The 3,265-nt window shown below is 51.3% G+C and carries 2 protein-coding genes; both read left to right on the top strand.

Annotated elements, in window-relative coordinates:
* Positions 1–2,160: ribosome-associated ATPase/putative transporter RbbA (rbbA, locus tag VIM88_RS07690; RefSeq protein WP_331862309.1), on the top strand; the 2,160-nt coding region annotated here is incomplete at its 5' end.
* The coding region (locus VIM88_RS07685) for an ABC transporter permease (RefSeq protein ID WP_331862308.1) at positions 2,161–3,265 on the top strand (1,105 nt) is incomplete at its 3' end.

The following is a 3,265-nucleotide window of genomic DNA, read 5'->3' as shown; positions in this document are numbered from 1 at the left end:
GAGGGGATGAGCGTCATCATCGCTTCTGCCTATATGGAAGAGGCGGAACGCTTCGATCTGATCATTGCGATGGATGAAGGAAAGGTGCTCGCTACGGGCAGCCCCGATGCACTGTACCAAAAGACCGGTACGGAGAACCTCGATGATGCCTTTATCGCACTGCTGCCCGAATCCAAGCGGCGGGGATACAAGGGCCTTGTCATACCGCCGAGAATGAACTCAACGGGTGAGAAGGAAGAAGAGGCCATTGTTGCCAAGGGGCTGACGATGCGTTTTGGCGACTTTACTGCCGTGGATGATGTGAGTTTCACCATAGAACGCGGGGAGATCTTTGGTTTTCTGGGCTCGAACGGCTGCGGCAAGACGACGACGATGAAGATGCTCACGGGTCTGCTCGATCCCAGCGAAGGGGAGGCATGGCTTTTTGGCAGGCCTGTGGATGCCAAAGACCTTGCTACGCGGAGCAGGGTCGGCTACATGACCCAGGGATTTTCACTCTATTCGGAACTGACGGTCAGACAGAACCTGAAGCTGCATGCACAGCTTTTTCACCTTCCGGAGTCTGAAGTTGGACCTCGTATAGAGGAGATGATAGCGCGTTTTGACCTGGAGCACTATGCCGATACGCATACGTTGGAGCTTCCTCTTGGTATCAGACAGCGACTCTCTCTGGCCGTAGCCGTTGTCCATAGGCCCCAGATACTGATCCTTGATGAACCCACGTCTGGTGTCGACCCTGTCTCCCGCGACCGTTTCTGGGAGCTGCTGATCGGTCTTTCGCGAAACGAAGGCGTGACCATCTTCGTTTCGACACACTTTATGAATGAAGGGGAGCGGTGTGACCGGATCTCTTTGATGCATCAGGGACGGGTGCTGGCCAGTGACACCCCTGAAGCCCTGATCAGCTCCAGGAATAAAGAGAAACTTGAAGATGCTTTCATAGACTACCTTGAAGAGGCAGAAGAGGGCAAGGTTTTGCAAAAAAGTACCGGTTTGCCTGAGTCATTCCCCCGGTCAAAACCTCAGAATCGCTTTTTCAGTCCCCTGCGTCTCATGGGCTATACCTATCGTGAATCTCTGGAGCTTCTGCGTGATCCTGTGAGGCTCTTCTTTGCCCTTTTTGGTACGATCCTGTTGATGTTCACCTTGGGCTACGGTATCACTATGGATGTGGAGGACCTGGATTTTGCAGTGCTTGACAGAGACCAGTCTCCCCAGAGCCGTTCTTATATCCAGAACCTTTCAGGATCACGTTATTTTAGGGAACGAAGTGAGATCGGATCCTCTTCGGAACTTGACAGGAGAATGCGTAACGGAGAGATCTCTCTGGCACTGGAGATCCCGCCTGGATTCGGAAGGGACCTGAAACGGGGCAGGTCTGTCGAGATCGGTGTATGGATCGATGGGGCCATGCCGTTTCGGGCCGAGACGATCCGGGGATATGTCAAAGGTATGCATTATGATTACCTGTTTCAGCAGACCAAGGAACAGTTGGGGCATACTCCTCTCTTCTCAGCCGCCAATATCGAGATGCGCTACCGCTATAATCAGGACTTTAAAAGTATCTATGCCATGGTACCCGCAGTGATCCCTCTGCTTCTGGTCTTCATCCCTTCGATCCTGATGGCAATGAGTGTCGTGCGTGAAAAGGAGCTCGGTTCCATCACGAACTTCTATGCCACGCCGGTCACAAGGCTCGAGTTCCTGCTGGGGAAACAGCTGCCTTATATCGTGATCAGTATGATCGGGTATTTCGGACTGGTGGCTCTTGCAACCACGCTGTTCGGTGTACCGCTGAAAGGCAGTTTATGGACACTGAGTCTGGGTGCGGTGCTTTTCGTGACAGCCACGACAGGCTTGGGGCTTCTGATGTCCTCATTCGCCAAAACCCAGATCGCGGCACTGGCTGCAACGGCCATCTTTACCTTACTGCCGACAGTCAGTTTTTCAGGCCTGAACGAACCGGTCAGTTCTCTCGAGGGTGCCGGAGCGGTGATCGGTAATATCTATCCGGCAACCTATTTCATCAATATCAGCCGCGGTGTTTTCAGCAAGGCGCTTGAGTTTGACGACCTGCATCACGACTTTGCGGCGCTTGCAGCCGCTGTAGTGGTCATTACTCTGTTGAGCATGGCAGCGTTGAAAAAGCAGGAGGCATAAGTGAAAAAACGTCTTCTGAACATTTACCGTCTCGGGATAAAAGAGCTTCAGAGTCTATGGTATGACAAGATCATGGCCGTGCTGATCGTCTACACCTTCTCCTTTGCCATCTATATCGGTGCAACCGCTACCTCTTCGGAACTGAACAAGGTCCCTGTTGCCTTCATCGATGAGGACCGGTCGACCCTCTCAGCGCGTATCATCGGTGCATTTTACAAACCGCGTTTCCTTTCTCCCGATCTGATAGAGGCAGATAAAATGGATCCGGGAATGGATAAGGGTATCTACACCTTTGTCCTTATCATTCCGCCTTCTTTCGAGAAGGAAGTACTGCAAGGCAGGCAACCTACGATCCAGCTCAATATCGATGCTACACGTATGTCACAGGCAGGTATCGGTGCGGGGTACATACAGCAGATGATCAACGATGAAGTCAGCACTTTTTTGCAAGGCCCTTCAACTGCCGCTTCGCTTCCGGTGGAACTTGTCATCCGTATGAAGTTCAATCCTGCGCTTGAAAGCAGTTGGTTTGGAAGCGTGATGAAATTTATTGAACAGATCTCCCTTCTTTCTATTATCCTCTCAGGCGCCGCACTTATCCGTGAGAGAGAACACGGGACACTTGAACATCTATTGGTCATGCCATTGAGCGCTACGGAGATCATGCTTTCAAAAGTGTGGTCCATGGGTGCCGTTGTTCTTGTGGCCGCGGCACTTTCGCTGGAGTTTGTGGTCAAAGGCGTTCTTGATGTCCCTATAGCAGGATCTGAAGGGCTTTTTCTCTTTGGTGCTTTTTTAATGCTTTTTTCAACCACTTCAATGGGGATCTTTATGGGAACGGTTGCCAGATCCATGCCGCAGCTTGGGCTTATCATCATCATCACCATATTACCGCTTCAAATACTCTCCGGAGCGATCACCCCTTTTGAGAGTATGCCCGAGGCACTTCAGTATATTATGCTGCTGATGCCAACAAGCCATTTTGTCAGTATGTCCCAGGCTGTGCTCTACCGTGGGGCGGGGCTGGATATTGTATGGATCGATATGTTCTGGATCTTTGTCATCGGGATGTTCTTCTTTCTTTTTTCTCTTTCGATGTTCAAGA

Source organism: Sulfurovum sp. (assembly GCF_036568385.1).
GTDB lineage: Bacteria > Campylobacterota > Campylobacteria > Campylobacterales > Sulfurovaceae > Sulfurovum.
This window is presented reverse-complemented; position numbering and strand designations above follow the sequence as displayed.